General features: G+C 45.1%; 1 protein-coding gene. It reads left to right on the top strand.

What is annotated here, in order from left to right:
* The first annotated feature begins 142 nt into the window (after positions 1-142).
* Complete coding sequence (locus ACXAFR_RS27415) at positions 143-487, top strand: hypothetical protein (protein WP_475183361.1); 345 nt, start codon at positions 143-145, stop codon at positions 485-487.
* Positions 488-765 lie beyond the last annotated feature (278 nt).

The raw sequence follows: 765 nt of genomic DNA on the forward strand, positions 1-765 counted from the left end.
CGTTTCGAGCTCTCTACAGTAAACTGTCGAATGTAGCTTTTCTGAGTTTCCTCAGAAGCTTCACCTTTTCGACAGCAAACAACAAAGCGTACAAAGCGATCACAAAAAGACGTGACGCGTTTACTAGACGTTAAGTGTATAAATGAACTACGACGAATATATCAAGGAAGTTGAAAAGTTCTCAGATGATGAAGTGGTTGCTCGTCTGGGAAAGCATCTTTCAGAATGGAAGCAGGACGACAATGATGCCATTGAGCTGGCAGATTCAATTGAGCGATTCTTTGGCAATTCTTGGATTGAAAGAGAGGAAACGCATAATCACTTGTATCACCTCTGGTGTAAGTTTAAAAAGGAGGCCATAGAAGGCATTGGTGTTATGACCATGAACGAGAGATTGTACTGGTTTGGTCTATTCGAGCGCTTTGAAAATTCGAAGTCAGAAGCAGCCCAAAAGGTAATTTATGCCAAGCTCTGCGCAAACACTTAACAAGCGCATGTTGTGCGCCCACTGCGTGGGCTGGGACCTCCGTTCCGCTGCGCTCGTGTGTCATGACGAAAGGCTAAAGCCTTTCTTGCTGTATTAAAGATGAGGGTAGGCCCCTCGGTTTCGGTAGCCAGATGCAGAAATCAAACCGCCCTATGCGGCTGGTATTAAGAGTATTGGTCGTGAGCGATAGGGGAAAAGGCAAAACAATTTGTCAGGTGAGCTTGGAAGAGATGAACGAAAGTGAACCGTCGATGCAGTGTCGATATGTAAAGACGTTT

Source organism: Pseudomaricurvus sp. ABR4_320 (genome assembly GCF_056159445.1).